The organism is Janthinobacterium glycogeni (assembly GCF_051380725.1).
In the GTDB taxonomy this organism is placed as follows: Bacteria; Pseudomonadota; Gammaproteobacteria; order Burkholderiales; family Burkholderiaceae_D; genus Janthinobacterium.
Window position 1 is genome coordinate 160,810 of record NZ_JBNYXP010000005.1, and the last position, 16,609, is coordinate 177,418.

At 61.9% G+C, this 16,609-nt stretch carries 11 protein-coding genes; all 11 read left to right on the forward strand.

What is annotated here, in order from left to right:
* The first annotated feature begins 28 nt into the window (after positions 1-28).
* Positions 29-1,867, forward strand: a complete 1,839-nt coding sequence (locus ACQ4W4_RS13655) for an ABC transporter substrate-binding protein (protein WP_436542460.1) — start codon at positions 29-31, stop codon at positions 1,865-1,867.
* 28 nt (positions 1,868-1,895) lie between these two features.
* Entirely contained in the window at positions 1,896-2,834 is a 939-nt protein-coding gene (locus tag ACQ4W4_RS13660) for an ABC transporter permease (protein ID WP_070219240.1), read from the forward strand.
* Between the two features lie 9 nt (positions 2,835-2,843).
* Positions 2,844-3,959 (forward strand): ABC transporter permease, encoded by a 1,116-nt coding sequence (locus tag ACQ4W4_RS13665; RefSeq protein WP_436542461.1) that lies wholly within the window; start codon positions 2,844-2,846, stop codon positions 3,957-3,959.
* Positions 3,960-3,968: 9 nt separating this feature from the next.
* Entirely contained in the window at positions 3,969-5,660 is a 1,692-nt protein-coding gene (locus ACQ4W4_RS13670; protein ID WP_436542462.1) for an ABC transporter ATP-binding protein, read from the forward strand.
* A gap of 27 nt (positions 5,661-5,687) precedes the next feature.
* Positions 5,688-6,650: a VTT domain-containing protein gene (locus ACQ4W4_RS13675; RefSeq protein ID WP_070219237.1), complete on the forward strand. Its 963-nt coding sequence runs from the start codon at positions 5,688-5,690 to the stop codon at positions 6,648-6,650.
* Positions 6,651-7,027: 377 nt separating this feature from the next.
* Positions 7,028-8,047, forward strand: a complete 1,020-nt coding sequence (locus tag ACQ4W4_RS13680; protein WP_070219236.1) for a glucokinase — start codon at positions 7,028-7,030, stop codon at positions 8,045-8,047.
* Between the two features lie 400 nt (positions 8,048-8,447).
* Positions 8,448-9,242 (forward strand): SMC-Scp complex subunit ScpB, encoded by a 795-nt coding sequence (gene scpB, locus ACQ4W4_RS13685; RefSeq protein WP_034760153.1) that lies wholly within the window; start codon positions 8,448-8,450, stop codon positions 9,240-9,242.
* Positions 9,235-11,307 carry a 23S rRNA pseudouridine(2605) synthase RluB gene (gene rluB / locus ACQ4W4_RS13690; protein ID WP_436542463.1) on the forward strand — a complete coding sequence of 691 codons (2,073 nt, stop codon included), beginning with the start codon at positions 9,235-9,237 and terminating at the stop codon, positions 11,305-11,307. The genes scpB and rluB overlap by 8 nt, the downstream gene beginning before the upstream one ends.
* Positions 11,308-11,651: 344 nt before the next feature.
* Entirely contained in the window at positions 11,652-12,140 is a 489-nt protein-coding gene (rimP, locus tag ACQ4W4_RS13695; protein WP_071325130.1) for a ribosome maturation factor RimP, read from the forward strand.
* Positions 12,137-13,702 (forward strand): transcription termination factor NusA, encoded by a 1,566-nt coding sequence (nusA, locus tag ACQ4W4_RS13700; protein ID WP_070222358.1) that lies wholly within the window; start codon positions 12,137-12,139, stop codon positions 13,700-13,702. Before rimP ends, nusA begins: the two co-directional genes overlap by 4 nt.
* 46 nt (positions 13,703-13,748) lie before the next feature.
* Positions 13,749-16,607, forward strand: a complete 2,859-nt coding sequence (gene infB / locus ACQ4W4_RS13705) for a translation initiation factor IF-2 (protein ID WP_034760145.1) — start codon at positions 13,749-13,751, stop codon at positions 16,605-16,607.
* Positions 16,608-16,609 lie beyond the last annotated feature (2 nt).

Consider the following 16,609-nt stretch of genomic DNA (forward strand, 5'->3'; position numbering starts at 1 on the left):
GACAGATAATCGAGATGAAGGGTATTACATGAAGTCACCATGGATGCGGCGCGTGGCGCTGCTCGCCTGCCTGGCCACCCTGCCGCTGGCCGCCGTTGCTGCGGATGCCAACCCTGCCCCTGCGGCCGCGCCGGTGAAAACCTTGCGCTATATCCTGCCGGCCGCCGAGACGGGTTTTGACCCGGCCACCGCGCGCGACCTGTATTCGAACCACATCACGCAGGCCGTCTTCGACACCCTGTACACCTATGATTACCTGGCGCGCCCCGTCAAGGTGGTGCCCGGCGCCGCGGCCGCCATGCCCGAAGTGTCGGCCGACGGCAAGACCTATACCATCCGCCTGAAAAAAGGCATTTTGTATACGCCCGACCCGGCGTTCGGCGGCAAGCGCCGCGAACTGACGATGGCCGACTATGTGTACTCATGGAAGCGCCTGTTCGACCCGCGCCTGGCGTCGCCGCACAACTGGCTGTTCGAAGGCAAGGTGGTGGGCCTGGACGACCTGGCGAAGGACGCGGCCAAGTCGAACAAGCTCGATTACAGCAAGAAGGTGGCGGGCCTGGAAATCCTTGACCCGTACACCCTGCGCATCACGCTGACCAAGACCGATTTCAATTTCCCCATGATCCTCGCCTACGTGCCGACGGCCGCCGTGGCGCGCGAAGTGGTGGACAAATACGGCGACGTGAAGGGCGAAGTGGGTTCCAACCCGGTCGGCACCGGCTACTACACCTTGGGTGAGTGGACGCGCGGCAACCGCATCGTCCTGAACCGCAACCCCCAGCACTTGCCCGAGACGTGGAATTTCATGGCCGGCGACGACCCGGACGACCAGCGCATCGTGCGCCAGATGCAGGGCAAGCGCATTCCCGCCATCGACCGCATCGAAATTTCCGTCATGATCGAAGACCAGTCGCGCTGGCTGTCCTTCCAGAGCGGCGGCACGGACGTGTTCTGGCTCGATGGCCCGCTGGCGCCGAAGGCGCTGCTCAACGGCAAGCTGCGTCCCGAGCTGGCGGAGAAGGGCGTGCAACTGTCGCGCCTGCTGGACCCGGAAATCAGCTATTACTACTGGAATATGGAAGACCCGACCCTGGGTGGCTTCAGCAAGGAAAAGATCGCCCTGCGCCGCGCCATTGCCATGGCGCACAATATCGATGAGGAAATCCGCATCATCTGGAATGGCCAGGCCAAGCGCCTCGACTATCCGATTCCGCCGGGCGTGGTCGGCTACGATCCGCACTACAAATCCCTGCTGCAATACGATCCCGTGCTGGCGAATAAATTGCTGGATAAATTCGGCTACAAGAAGGGAGCCGACGGCTGGCGCACTTTGCCGGATGGCAAGCCGCTCTTGATCCGCTACGCGTCGCGCAACGAAGCCAATGGCGTGCTGCAGGCGGAAATGTGGCGCAAGACCTACAACTCGCTGGGCATCCGCATGGAAAACGACCGCATGATCTTTTCCGACATTCTAAAGACGGAAAAGCAGTGCAAGATGCAGACGCGCACGGCGCCGTGGCTGGCCGACTATCCGGATGGCGACAACTTCATGCAGCTGTTCTACGGCCCGAACACGCACCAGAACAACAACGGCTGCTACCAGGACCCCGAGTACGACAAATGGTACGCGGCCAGCCAGGCCATGCCGGCCAGCCCCGAGCGCGACGAGCTGTTCCACAAGATGGCGCGCCGTCTGGAAGTCAATGCGGGCGCCCTGATCGGCTACGCGCGCTACCGCAACATGCTGGCGCAAAAGTCGGTGCTCGGTTACAAGAAGCACCCTATCCTGTTCCAGGAATGGGCGTATATGGATATCGACAGCACGGGCGCGCCGGTAGCTACTCCGGCCCCTGCTGCTAAGTAAGCGCAGCTTATAACGACAAGGAATCATTATGTTTGCTTATATCCTGCGCCGCCTGTGGCAGATGCTGCCCACCATGCTGGGCGTCGTCCTGCTGGTGTTTATCCTGTTCAACTGGGTGGGCGGCGACCCCGCCTACATCCTGGCCGGCAAGATGTCCAGTGCGGAAAGCATCGCCAATATCCGCCGCCAGCTCGGCGTCGACCAGCCGTATTACGTGCAACTGTGGATCTTCATCAAGCAGATCGTCACGTTTGATTTCGGCCAGAGCTGGGCGACCGGCGAGTCCGTGTCGCACATCATCACCTCGCGCCTGGGCCCGTCGATGATGGTCTTGATCCCGCTGACCGTGCTGGAAACGTTTTTTGGCGTGGCGCTGGCGCTGGCCATCGCCTTCGTGCGCGGTTCGCTGACGGACCGCATGGTGATGATCGCCTGCACGGTGGGCATGTCGATTTCCATCCTCGTCTACATCATCGTCTTCCAGTACGGCTTCGCCTACAAGCTGGGCCTGTTCCCCGTGCAGGGCTGGGGCGACAGCTTCTGGGAAAACCTGCTGCGCTATTCGACCCTGCCGATCCTGATCGGCCTGGCCGTGTCCATCGCGCCGACCCTGCGCCTGTTCCGCACCTTCGTGCTGGACGAGGCGAACCAGGATTACGTGCGCACGGCGCGCGCCAAGGGCCTCAAGGAAGGCCGCATCATGTGGGTCCACGTGCTGCGCAACGCGGGCATTCCCATCATTACCTATGTGATGTCGAACTTGCCGGCCCTGCTGATCGGCGCTTTCCTGCTCGAGCGCTTCTTCGGCATTCCCGGCATCGGGCGTGAGGTGATCCTGGCCGTCGAGCGCAGCGACTTTCCGGTGATCAAGGCGATCACCGTGTATGTTGCCGCCGCCACCATGCTCTTCAACCTGCTCACCGACCTGCTGTACCAGGCGGTCGATCCTCGCGTACAACTGAAGTAGAAAGAGACGATGTCGAAACCTCATACATCGCCCGGCCTGTGGGCCCTGGCGTGGCGCCGTTTGCGCGGCGACAAGATTGCAATGGTATCGCTGGCCGTGGTCGGCGCATTTTTCCTGCTGGTGCTGGCGTCCGCCAGCGGCCTGGTGGCGGCGAACTGGGAAGACGAAGTGGCCGTCAGCTATGCGCCGCCCACGTTTGTCGGTGCCGACAAGGACGCGGCCGGTGCCGCCGACGGCGCCATTCCCCTGGCCGACGAGCGCAGCGCGCCCACTCCCGTCAACGTGCTCGACCCGCTGGCCGACGACATCGCCGAACTGCGCGCGCAGATGGGCAGCAATCCTTCTGCCGGCGTGGAGATGTACGGCGTCACCGACCCGCTGGCCGACGACTTGACGGCCTTGCGCGCCGGCATGGGCAAGACGAAAAAGCTGATCGCGCACAAGGCGGCGACACTGCCGTTCGGCGCCGACAAGTGGGGCCACGACATCCTGCAGAAAACCATCAAGGGCGGCGAAACGTCGATCGTCGTGGGCCTGGTGGCCGCCTTGCTGGCCGTGGTGCTGGGCACCTTGTTCGGCGCCGTGTCCGGTTACTTCGGCGGCATCGTCGATGATTTCTTCAACTGGTTCTACAGCATTTTTACTTCGATTCCTTCGATCCTGATGATTTTGACGGTTGCAGCGGTCTTGCAGCAAAAGGGCGTGCTGACCATCGTGCTGATCCTGGGGTTGACGGGCTGGACGGGGCCGTACCGCTTGATCCGCGCCGAATATATCAAGCACAAGGCGCGCGAATACGTGATGGCGGCCGACGCCATCGGCGCCTCGCACTGGCGCAAGATGTTTTCCCACATCTTCCCCAACGTCAGCCACGTGGCCTTGGTGCAGATGTCCATCCTCGTGGTGGGCTTCATCAAGGCGGAAGTGATCCTGAGTTTCCTCGGCTTTGGCGTGCCGGTGGGCACCGTCTCGTGGGGCAGCATGCTCAACGAGGCACAAAATGAACTGATCCTGGGCAAATGGTGGCAGCTGACGGCCGCCGCCACGGCGATGGCCGTGCTGGTGACGGCGTTCTCGCTGTTTACCGATGCCTTGCGCGATGCGCTCGACCCCAAAGTGAAATAGGAGTTGCTCATGGACCAGAATAACCTGTTGGAAGTGCGCGACCTGCGCGTCACCTTCCGCCTGGACAAGAAGACCACGTTCGAAGCCGTCAAGGGCATCTCGTTCAACGTGCCGCGCAACAGCACCGTCGCCCTGGTGGGCGAGTCGGGCAGCGGCAAGTCCGTCAGCTCCCTGGCCGTGATGGGCCTGCTGCCGCCGGATAACACCATCATCGATCCCGCATCGCGCATCCATTTCGGCGGGCGCGACCTGCTGCAACTGTCGATCGCCGAGCGCCGCACCATGTGCGGCAAGGATATCTCGATGATCTTCCAGGAGCCGATGTCGTCCTTGAATCCCGTGTTCACGGTCGGCTTCCAGATCGCCGAAGTGCTGCGCCAGCACATGGGCATGAACCGCAAGCAGGCGCGCGCGCGCACCTTGGCGCTGCTGGAAGAAGTGGGCATCCCCGATCCGGCCACGAAAATCGACGCCTACCCGAGCCAGATGTCGGGCGGCCAGCAGCAGCGCGTGATGATCGCCATGGCGATCGCCTGCGAACCGAAACTGCTGATCGCCGACGAACCGACGACGGCGCTGGACGTGACGATCCAGAAGCAGATCATGGACCTGATCGCGGCGCTGCAAAAGAAACACCAGATGTCCGTGCTCTTCATCACCCACGACCTGGGCCTGGTAGGAGAGATCGCCGACCAGGTGATCGTCATGCGCCATGGCGAAGTGCGCGAAACGGGCGAAGTGCGCCAGGTATTCGAAGCGCCGCAAGACAGTTACACGAAAGCGCTGCTGCATTGCCGCCCCTCGCTGGACGAGCGCCCATGGCGCCTGCCCGTCATTGCCGATTATATGGAAGGCAAGGCCGGCCCCGGCGTCGAGGTGAAACAGCGCACGCGCGGCTATACGCCGGGGGACGAACCGGTGCTGGTGGTCAATAATTTAAGTAAAAGCTTTTATACGCGCGAGGGCCTGTTCGGCAAGCGCGAATTCCAGGCAGTCAAGGATGTGTCGTTCACTTTGCCGCGCGGAAAAACCCTGGGCGTGGTGGGCGAATCCGGCTCCGGCAAGACGACGGTGGGCCTGACCCTGCTGCGCCTGCACCAAGCAACGGGCGGCACGGCCATGTTCCACGGCAAGGATTTGATCGCCATGCCGAACAAGGAGTATCTGCCGTATAAACGCCGCATCCAGATCATCTTCCAGAATCCCTACGCATCACTGAACCCCCGCTTCACGGTGGGACAGATCCTGCTGGAACCCATGCGCATCCACAAGATCGGCGCGACGGACCAGGAACGCATCGCCAAGGCCTACTGGCTGCTTGATAAAGTCGGCTTGCCGGAGCAGGCCTTCCACCGCTATCCGCACGAGTTCTCGGGCGGCCAACGCCAGCGCATCGCCATTGCCCGCTGCCTGACCATGCAGCCGGAAATCCTCGTGTGCGACGAATCCGTGTCGGCGCTGGACGTGTCGGTGCAGGCGCAGGTGCTCAATCTGCTGCAGGACTTGCAGGATGAATTCGGCTTGTCCTACATCTTCATCTCGCACGATTTGTCCGTCGTTAAATACATCGCCGACCAGGTGATGGTGATGCACAAGGGGCAGGTGGTGGAACTGGCCGATTCGGACGAGCTGTACCGCAATCCCGTGCATCCGTACACGCGCACCCTATTGAGTGCCATACCGAAGGGCGTGCAGTTGTAGGGGGCTTTTTACGGTAAGATAGCGGCCATGCCCAACCTCATTTATCTGCTCGAACATTACGGTGTCCTGATTGTCTTTGGCATCGTGCTGGTGGAGCAGCTCGGTCTGCCGATTCCCGCCTTCCCCATTCTCGTGGTGGCGGGGGCGCTGGCCGTCGATGGCGATATGAATGGGGGGCTGGTGTTGGCCGCCGCCCTGGGCGCCTGCCTGATCAGTGACTTCACGTGGTTCCGCGCGGGCCGCCATTTCGGCAAGCGCATCCTGCGGTTGCTGTGCCGCATCTCGCTGTCGCCCGATTACTGTGTCAGCCAGACGGAAGATAAATTCAAGCGTTGGGGTCCGAAAGCCCTGATCGTCTCCAAATTCGTGCCGGGGTTCAATACCGTTGCCGCGCCCATGTCGGGTGCGCTGGGCACGCCGCCGCGCCTGTTCTTCCTGTATGCGGGTCTGGGCGCCTTGTTGTGGAGCGGCACCGGCATCGCCGTTGGCGTGATCTTTCACGCCAGCGTGCAGCAGGTGCTCGACTTGCTCAGCACCATGGGCAGCACGGCCTTGCTGATGCTGGCCGCCTTGCTGGGCTTGTTCCTGCTGTACAAATTCCTCGAACGCCGGCGTTTCCGCCAGGCCTTGCAGATCGAGCGCATCGGCATCGATGAATTGCTCGAACTCATAGAGCAGGGCGAAGAGCCGCTCATGGTCGACGCGCGCAGCGCCACGGCGCAGGCGCTGGAGCCGGCCGTGCCGGGCGCCTTGTTCTTCAATGGCAAGGAGCCGGTGCCCGCCATGATCGCCATGGACAAGGACCGCCACATCATCGTGTATTGCAGCTGCCCCAACGACGTGACGGCCGCGCAAGTGGCCAAGCTGCTGCACCAGCACGGCTTTCACCGGGCCAAGCCCCTGCATGGCGGCCTCGATGCGTGGAACGCCGCCTACCGCTCGGACCAGCCGGCGCCCGCCAGCCTGCTGGGCGAAGGCTTGCCCTCCTGAATCGCGCTGTCGCCCGCGCGCCACGCCAGCCGTAAAAACCGGTAGTAATAATACGAAAACAGCCGCGCCGGGCCGCCACGATGCCGGCGCCGCTTGGCCGCCGTCCTGCACGAAGCGGCTTTGCGCAAACTGCGGCATACTCTCCTTCAAGCCCGATTCCTGCTGCTATGCAGCATGGTTGTCACGCGCCTGGCGAGGGTGGGTGCTTACTATTATCCATTGTTTTTAGGTAACTTTTTACTGCTCTGTTGCATTTGGAGTGGAACTACCAATAAAGGCTGGTTTTGATGTACTTAAACTACAAACTTTGCTTGCCTCCGGGCGCATTCATCCTTTAAGCTTGGCGTCCCATGCGTCCCACTTCATCATTTAAAATCATGAGCGCTTCGTCTTCTCCCGTACTGCCGACTTCCGCCTTTGCCGATGGACCGCGCCTGCTGGCCGACGTGGGCGGCACCAATGCCCGTTTCGCCCTGGAAGTGGCCGCCGGCCACATCACCCTGGTCGAAGTGCTGCCCTGTGCCGATTACCCGAGCCTGTCCGCGGCCCTGCAGGCCTATCTGGCCTTGCCGCACATCGCTGCCGCAGGCGGGCAAGCCGTGCGCCATGCCGTGATCGCCATTGCCAACCCCGTCGACGGCGACTTCCTCAGCATGACGAACCACCACTGGTCGTTCTCGATCCGCGCCATGCGCGAAGAGTGCGGCTTCACGACCCTGGACGTGGTCAATGATTTCACGGCCCTGGCGCGTTCCTTGCCGCAGCTGTCGAGCGAGCAGAAGCACCAGGTGGGTGCGGGCACGGCCCGTCCGAACACGGCCATCGGCCTGATCGGCGCCGGCACGGGCCTGGGCGTGTCAGGCCTGATTCCTTCGCACGGCGGCTGGATCGCCCTGCAAAGCGAAGGCGGTCACGTCAGCTTTGCGCCGTTCAATGAAACGGAAGTGAGCATTCTGCAATTTGCCTGGCGCGAATACGAGCACGTCTCGGCCGAGCGCCTGATTTCCGGCGACGGCCTGGAACTGATCTACCGCGCGCTGGCCGACCGCGCGGGCGTGCCGGCCGAAGCCTTGCCGGCGGCGGAGATCACGCGCCGCGCGCTGGCCGGCGAATCCCAGCTGTGCGACGACGTCATCGAAGCGTTCTGCTGCATGCTCGGCACGGTGGCGGGCAACGTCGCCGTCACCCTGGGCGCGCTGGGCGGCATTTATATCGGCGGCGGCATCGTGCCACGCCTGGGAGCGCGTTTCGACCGCTCCGGTTTCCGCGCCCGCTTCGAGCGCAAGGGGCGCTTCGCCAATTATGTCTCGCAAGTGCCGACCTTCGTCATCACGGCGCAGTACCCAGCTTTCCTGGGCGCATCGGCCATTCTCTCGGAGAAACTCGCCTCCCTGTGATGCGCGAGGTGCGGGCGATGTGTCGCGCCAGGGCCGGGTAAAACGCGTGTTTTGCCCGGTTTTGCGCTTTTCCGCTTTTTATCAGGTACAATTGGCATCGTTGGATGAAACGACGACTGTCGCTCTCCTGTCTGGCTGGTTCGCCGCCACGGGAAAAGCAGCTGCTCCGGAGTGCGTTTCATTGCTGGTTATTTAAGGCCAGCACCATGGATGGCAGGACTTTCACTGCATCCGCTTTAATCCCGCTTTGCGCGCATCGGCCAAGGCGTCGGAAAAACAGCCTCAACTAGTAACCCAGCACGGCGTCATCATCGATGTCTGCCCTCTGTTACGTTGAAATGAACGTTTTTGATTTCTTTCTCTGCATACGAATTGCAACACACATCCGCACAGAATTGCTATGAATACAATTGAGGCTAAAAAAGTCCTCGAAACCGCGTTGCTGTGCGCTCGTGAATCGCTGACGATCCACAGCCTGAAAAAGCTGTTCGTCGATGCGGACGAGAATGGTCGCGTGCGCGGTGTCGGCGTCGGCGCCGACACGATCAAGCAATTGCTGGAAGAGTTGCGCGACGAGTGGGAAGGGCGCGGCATCGAGATCGTCAGTCTGGCTTCGGGCTGGCGCTTTCAAAGCCGCCCGGAAATGAAGATGTATCTCGACCGTTTGACGCCCGAGCGGCCGCCCAAGTATTCGCGGGCGACCCTGGAAACCCTCGCCATCATCGCCTACCGCCAGCCGGTGACGCGCGGCGATATCGAGGAGATTCGCGGCGTTGCCGTCAATTCGCAGACGATCAAGATGCTGGAAGACCGTGGCTGGGTCGATGCCATCGGCTACCGCGACGTGGTGGGACGGCCGGCTTTGCTGGCCACCACCAAGCAATTTTTGGATGATCTGGGTTTGCAATCGCTGTCCCAGCTGCCGCCTTTGCAGCAAATCAGCGAGATGCAGGGCAACGGGCTTGAAGCCCTGGAAGCGGCCCTGCAGGAAAATTTTGACAAGGCAAGCAATGAGCTTGTCCCCCAGCTTGGTGCAGGTAGCAATACGGCTGTGACAGATGTAGATGTGACAGCAAGCCTTGATGCCGGCCCCGATGCTTCGCCCACGGACGAAGCCTACACTCACGACCCTGCGCCAGAACTAACGGTTGACGCTGCGCCAGGTCAGCACAGCCAAGAAACGAAGAATGAATAATCCGAACACACCCGAGACAGTAACCGCCAGCGACGAAGCCATCGTTGCCAAGCCCAAGCGCCGCACCAAGGCCCAGATCGAAGCCGACGCGGCTGCCGCAGGCACGGCTGGCGACGCTGTCGCCGCCAAGCCGAAGCGCCGCACGAAAGCCGACGTGGCCGCCGACTCAGTTGCTGAGTCCTCCGTCGCCGTCGCTGCGGAAACTGAAGCTGCGCCCGCCGCCAAGAAAACCCGCGCCAAGCCGGCCCTGAAGGCCGTGGCCGACGCCGCTGAAGCGGCTGCCGAAGCCGTTGCCGCCCCGGCGCCGCGTCCGCCGCGCGCCCGCGCCGCCGCCAAGGCCGCTGCCGCCGTCGCTGAAACGGCGCCGGAAGCCGTCGCTGACAAGCCGGCCGAAGCACGCCCGACCCGTGGTCCGCGCCAGATGCGCGGCGTGCAGGCCGAACGCGCATTGCGCCAGCCGCCGCGCGCCGAAGCGCCGCAGGCCGCCGAAGCCGTTGCAGCAGCACCGGCCGCCGAACAGGCTGCCGCGCCTGTCGCCGATGTGTTCGATGCCGAAGGCAACCTCGTCTCCGGTCCGCGCCTGCCGCGCGGTCCCCGCAACGACGTGCCGGGCGCCGGCAAGAATGCCGGCAAGAGCCGTAAAAAGGGCAAGGGCCGCCAGGCTGCGCCAGGCAAGGTCAGCGACGCTGACGCCGTGTTCTCGTTCGTCACTTCCGACGCGTTCGACAGCGAAGAAGGCGGCACGGGCCGTGTGCAGAAAGCGGCCGTGCGCCGCGACCTGACGTCCGACGACGATGCGCCGAAGCTGCATAAAGTGCTGGCCGAAGCCGGTCTCGGTTCGCGCCGCGACATGGAAGACCTGATCATTTCGGGCCGCGTGTCCGTCAATGGCGAGCCGGCCCACATCGGCCAGCGCATCCTGCCGAGCGATCATGTGCGCATCAACGGCAAGTTGATCCAGCGCCGCGTCAGCAAGAAGCCGCCGCGCGTGCTGGTCTACCACAAGCCAGCCGGCGAAATCGTCAGCCACAACGACCCCGACGGCCGTCCCTCCGTGTTCGACCGCCTGCCGACCATGAAGGCGGGCAAATGGCTGGCCGTTGGCCGCCTCGACTTCAACACGGAAGGCTTGCTGTTGTTTACCACATCCGGTGACCTGGCCAACCGCCTGATGCACCCGCGCTACGGCATCGACCGCGAGTACGCCGTGCGTACCCTGGGCGAGCTGGAAGAGGGCATGCGCCAGAAACTGCTTGCCGGCGTCGAGCTGGAAGACGGCCTGGCGCAGTTCTCGAAGATCGCCGATGGCGGCGGCGAGGGCATCAACAAGTGGTACCGCGTGGTGATTGGCGAAGGCCGTAACCGCGAAGTGCGCCGCATGTTCGAAGCCATCGGCCTGACCGTCTCGCGCCTGATCCGTACCCGCTACGGCGCCATGACCCTGCCGAGCGGCCTGAAACGCGGCCGCTGGGAAGAGATGGATGAAAACACCGTGCGCGACCTGCTGACCGCCTACGGCATCGAAAAGAAAATGCCGGCATCGGGCGACCCCCGTGCCGCTGGCGCCGCCAAGGGCCGCGAAGCGCGCAAGGCCAGCCGCGATGACGAGCCGAATGGCAACCGCATCGACGTGAGCAACCGCAACGCCGACCCGTTCCCCGTCGCGCCGCGCCGTGGCCAGCCGCAAGGCCAGTTTGCCCGTCCGCAAGGCCAGGGCCGCCCGGGCGGCGCCGGCCGTCCAGGCGAAGCGCGTGGTCCGGGCCGCGGCCAGCCGCAAGGTCCGTTCCAGGGTGGTCAGCCGCGCTCGTCGGCATCGTTCGAAGGCGCGCCGCAAGGCCAGGGCCGTCCGCCGCGCGCGGCAGGCCAGGGACGTCCGGCCGGTGGTGGCGAAGGCCGCGCGCCGCAGCGCGGTCCGCGCCAGCCCGATCCGCTGCAAACGGCATTCGGCTTCGCCAACACGGGTCCGCGCCGCAATGCCGGCGGTGGTGCCGGTGGGCAAGCACGTTCCGGCGGCCAGCCGCGCGGCGGCATGGATGGCATGCCGCGCCGCCGCAGCAAAGGTTGATCGGGAAGCGTTTCTTCTTGCGCGCCCGCTGATCTGCCGCGGGTGCGCACTCTTGTAACTGTTGTAAGCCGGGCCGCTCCTCGTGTGCGGCATTGCGGCGAAGTTAATAAGAGGTTATAATCTGCAGCCTAATAAAAGTTCTCCGCAGGGTTGTTTGGTGGGGAGTGCTTTCATCTGGTTGGGAAAATACAAGAAGATGGGCAGATGCCCATTTTTTTTTTGTTGAACCGTTTGTCATGGCTCCGCAAGGGGCCATATATGACTTGAATGCGTGTTTTTGCATGTTGTCGGCGCTCATTGCGGCGCTGTCATGCCGAAAACGGGCCTTATTTCTGGAGAATTTCTTGCAGCAGTTGGGATTAATTGAAAAGACAGTTACAGGTCTGGGCTATGAGCTCGTTGATGTCGAACGTGCCGAGCGCGGGCTGCTGCGCGTCTTTATTGATTTCAGCGCCGCCGATGCCGCTGAAAAAGGTCCGATCACGGTCGAAGACTGTGCCACGGTCAGTCACCAGTTATCGCATGTGTTGACGGTAGAGAACGTTCCTTACGAGCGTCTCGAGATTTCTTCCCCGGGTCTCGATCGTCCGGTGCGCAAGCTGGAAGACTTTGTCCGTTTCGCAGGCCAGGAAATCATCGTCAAGCTGAATGTGGCGATGCCGGGTACGAACAACCGGAAATCGTTCCAGGGGATCTTGCAAGAACCCGTGGGCGATAAATTGTCGTTGGAATTTGAAGGTAAGGATGGTCCGGCGATGTTGGAGTTTACGCTCGCCGATGTGGATAAGGCACGCTTGGTGCCGCAGGTGGTTTTTAAGGGACGCAAAGCATGAGCCGCGAAGTTTTATTATTGGTTGACGCGCTGGCGCGCGAAAAAAACGTCGATAAAGATGTCGTCTTCGGCGCCCTCGAATTCGCGTTGGCGCAAGCCACGAAGAAACGGTATGAGGGTGAGGTAGACATCCGCGTTTCGATCGACCGCGAAACGGGCGAATTCGAATCGTTCCGCCGCTGGCACGTGGTGCCCGATGAAGCAGGCCTGCAATTGCCGGATCAGGAGATCCTGCATTTCGAGGCAAAAGAACAGATTCCCGATATCGAAGTCGATGACCATATCGAAGAACCGATCGAATCCGTTGAATTCGGCCGCCGTTTCGCCCAGGATACCAAACAGGTCGTCCTGCAGCGCGTGCGTGACGCCGAACGTGAACAGATCCTGGTCGACTTCCTGGAACGCGGCGATTCGCTCGTCACCGGCACCATCAAGCGCATGGAACGCGGCGACGCCATCGTCGAATCGGGCAAGATCGAAGCGCGTTTGCCGCGCGACCAGATGATCCCGAAAGAGAATCTGCGTATCGGCGACCGCGTGCGTGCCTACATCTTGCGCATCGACCGCAATATGCGCGGCCCGCAAGTGATTCTGTCGCGCACCGCGCCGGAATTCATCATGAAGCTGTTCGAGCTGGAAGTGCCGGAAATCGAGCAAGGCATGCTGGAAATCAAATCCGCGGCCCGCGATGCCGGCGTGCGCGCCAAGATCGCCGTCTACACGGCCGACAAGCGCATCGACCCGATCGGTACTTGCGTCGGCATGCGCGGTTCGCGCGTGCAGGCCGTGACCGGCGAGTTGGGCGGCGAACGCGTCGATATCGTGCTGTGGTCGGAAGATCCGGCGCAGTTCGTGATCGGCGCACTGGCGCCGGCGAACGTGTCGTCGATCATGGTCGATGAAGAAAAACACGCGATGGATGTCGTCGTGGACGAAGAAAACCTGGCAATCGCGATCGGCCGTTCCGGCCAGAACGTGCGCCTGGCCTCGGACCTGACCGGCTGGAAGATCAACATCATGACGGCCGAAGAATCGGCCGACAAAGCTGCCCAGGAAACGGCTGCCGTGCGCATCCTGTTCATGGAAAAGCTCGATGTCGACCAGGAAGTGGCCGATATTCTGGTGGAAGAAGGTTTCGCCAGTCTGGAAGAAATCGCTTACGTGCCAATTTCCGAAATGCTGGAAATCGAATCGTTTGACGAAGATACCGTCAATGAACTCCGTACCCGTGCGCGTGATGCGCTCGTGACCGAAGCGATTGCTTCGGAAGAGGGTCTGGAAGGCATGGACGAGGCGTTGGTGAATCTGGAAGGCATGGATCGCATCACCGCCGGCAAGCTGGGTCTGGCTGGTATCAAGACCGTAGAAGCATTTGCAGCACTGGCATACGACGAATTTGGCGCAATCCTGGCCTTGTCTGCGGACCGTGCGCGTGAACTGATTACAAGTGAATTTAAAGATGTGACCGACGATGAGATGAAGTTGGTTGACTCGAAATACGACGATCGTGCCAAGGCGTTGCAAGCCAAGGCATGGAGTCTGGCCGAATCCGCAAAGGCTTAATTTGAGTATCTTTATCATCTCCGCGACACATAGAAAAGAGGACTGAATGGCGAGTAACAACGTAGCCCAATTTGCCACCGAACTGAAGATGCCTGCAGATTTGCTGCTGACGCAGCTGCGTTCTGCCGGCGTCGAGAAAAGTTCGACGTCAGATCCATTGTCGAAAGATGATAAGGACAAGCTTTTGGATCATCTGCGCCGCACACACGGCGCAGCGGCTGACACAGAAAAGAAAAAAATCACCGTGACCCGCAAGGAAACGACTGAGATCAAGCAAGCTGACGCCACCGGCAAATCGCGCACCATCCAGGTGGAAGTGCGCAAGAAACGCACTTTCGTCCAGCGCGACGAAGCTGCGCCGGTCGCAGCTGAACCGGTCGCGCCTGCCGCACCGGTGATCGATCCCGCCGACGTGGCGCGCCGCGAGGAAGAAGCCCGTAAACAGGCTGAACTGATCGCCCGCCAGGAAGCCGATCTGCGCGAAAAACAAGAACGTCTGGCCAAGCTCGACGCGGAAAAAGAAGCCCAGGCGAAAGCCACGCAACAGGCTGAATTGGCTGCGAAGAAAGAAGCGGAAGCGGAAGCGAAGAAAGCGGCCGCCAAGGCTGCCGCCGCGCCTGCCGCCAGCGCTGCCGCGCCTGTCGTTGATGACGCCGCCGCCGAAGCGAAAAAAGCCGCTGCCGCTGAAGAAGCGAAGAAGAAAGCCGCCGCCGCTGCTGTTGCCGCCAAGGAAGCCGCTGACAAAGCGGAAGCCACCGAGCGTGCACGCAAGGCCGTTGCCGACGAAGTCGCCCAGATCAAGGCCATGATGAACGCGCCACGCCGCGCCATCAAGGCGCCGGAACCCGTACCGGTTCCCGTCAAGCCGAAGGCGCCGGAAGGCACCCTGCACAAGCCTGCTGACAAGAAACCTGGCGACAAGCCGGGCGACAAGAAGCCTGCTGTTGCAGACAAGAAATCCATCAAGTCGGCCAATGTGTCGTCCACCTGGTCCGATGACGCGAAAAAACGCGGCACCACCGGTGGTCCGAAACCACGCGGCAACAGCGGCCCAGGCGGCCGTGACAGCTGGCGCGGTGGCGCGAAGGGCCGTCGCCCGACGCACCATGACGACCGTGAATCGAACTTCCAGGCGCCGACGGAAGCCGTCGTCAAGGATGTGCACGTACCGGAAACGATCACCGTGGCCGAACTGGCGCACAAAATGTCCGTCAAGGCATCCGAAGTCATCAAGCATTTGATGAAATTGGGCCAGATGTGCACGATCAACCAGGTACTGGACCAGGAAACCGCCATGATTCTGGTGGAAGAAATGGGCCACAAGGCGTTCGCCGCCGAACTGGACGATCCGGAAGCGCTGCTGGCCGACGTGGGCGAACACGCACACTTCGAAACCAAGCCGCGCGCACCGGTGGTCACCGTCATGGGTCACGTCGACCACGGCAAGACCTCGCTGCTCGACTACATCCGTCGCGCCAAGGTTGCCTCCGGCGAAGCGGGCGGCATTACGCAGCATATCGGCGCTTACCACGTCGATACGCCACGCGGCATGATCACCTTCCTCGACACCCCGGGCCACGAAGCGTTTACCGCGATGCGTGCCCGTGGCGCCAAGGCAACCGACATCGTCATTCTGGTGGTTGCCGCCGACGATGGCGTGATGCCGCAAACGAAAGAAGCGATTGCCCATGCGAAAGCAGCCGGCGTACCGCTGGTGGTGGCGATCAACAAGGTCGACAAACCAGGCGGCAACGTGGACCGAGTGACGCAGGAACTGGTCGCCGAGCAAGTCGTGCCGGAAGAATACGGTGGCGAATCGCCATTCGTGCCGGTGTCGGCCAAAACGGGTCAGGGTATCGACGACCTGCTGGAACAAGTGCTGCTGCAAGCCGAAGTGCTGGAACTGACGGCTCCGGTCGATGCGCCTGCGCGCGGCCTGGTAGTCGAGGCGCGTCTGGACAAGGGCCGTGGTCCTGTCGCGACGATCCTGGTGCAGTCCGGTACCCTGAAGCGCGGCGACGTGATTCTGGCGGGCTCTTCGTATGGCCGTGTTCGCGCCATGCTGGATGAGAACGGCAAGTCGATCGCTGAAGCGGGTCCTTCGATTCCGGTTGAAATCCAGGGTCTGACGGAAGTGCCGGTTGCCGGTGAAGAAGTCGTCGTCATGGCGGACGAGCGCAAGGCGCGTGAAATCGGTCTGTTCCGTCAAGGTAAGTTCCGCGACGTGAAACTGGCGAAACAGCAAGCGGCGAAACTGGAAAACATGTTCGACCAGATGGCCGAAGGCGAAGTGAAAAACTTGCCGCTGATCATCAAAACCGACGTGCAAGGTTCGCAAGAAGCGCTGGTCGGTTCGCTGCAGAAACTGTCGACCTCCGAAGTGCGCGTGCAAGTGGTTCACGCCGCTGTCGGCGGCATCACGGAATCGGACGTCAACCTGGCAGTCGCCTCGAAAGCGGTCATCATCGGCTTTAACGCCCGTGCTGATGCCCAGGCACGCAAGCTGGCCGAGTCGAATGGCGTGGACATTCGCTACTACAACATCATTTACGATGCGATCGACGAGATCAAATCGGCGTTGTCGGGCATGTTGGCGCCAGAGAAACGCGAAACGGTCATCGGCCAGGTCGAGATCCGCCAGGTCATCCTGGTCTCGAAAGTGGGCGCGATTGCCGGTTGCCTGGTCACCGATGGCGTGGTCAAGCGTGCTTCTTCCGTCCGCCTGTTGCGCAACAACATCGTGGTGTGGAGCGGCGAGATCGACTCCCTGAAACGCTTCAAGGACGATGCGAAAGAAGTTCGCGCCGGTCTGGAGTGCGGCCTGTCGCTGAAGAACTACAACGACATTCAGGTTGGCGACACGCTGGAAGTGTTCGAAGTCCAGGAAATCGCTCGTACCCTGTAATC